The sequence below is a fragment of the Candidatus Dedyshia acidiphila genome, from assembly GCF_051025295.1.
Lineage (GTDB): Bacteria > Acidobacteriota > Terriglobia > Terriglobales > Acidobacteriaceae > KBS-83.
This window is the reverse complement of record NZ_JBMGJV010000178.1, coordinates 1-248: the sequence shown is the minus strand read 5'-3', so window position 1 is coordinate 248 and position 248 is coordinate 1. Positions and strand designations below refer to the sequence as shown.

General features: G+C 54.4%; 1 protein-coding gene. It reads left to right on the top strand.

The window, feature by feature from the left end; all coding sequences use genetic code 11:
* The coding region (locus tag AC5IJH_RS18530) for a hypothetical protein (protein WP_491904291.1) at positions 1 to 248 on the top strand (248 nt) is incomplete at both ends.

Below are 248 nucleotides of genomic sequence, written 5' to 3'. Positions count from 1 at the left end.
GCCGCAAATCGAAGCGACCCTTCCTGATCAAGTGCAGGCAAAATCCTGCGATCAGCAACTCAAAAACGTATGCCAAAATCTTGGGCATTCTTCGTCTGAATGCTCTGACCCGGCTGAGTTGAAAAAAGTTCGCGCTCAGATCCAGTTTGCCTGTGACCCGGGTCCATCTGCTGACGAGTTGAGGCAACAGGAAATGCGGGAGGCGCGCGCAAACCGCCTCGTCGTTGTCGGTCAGGGCGATTTACCCT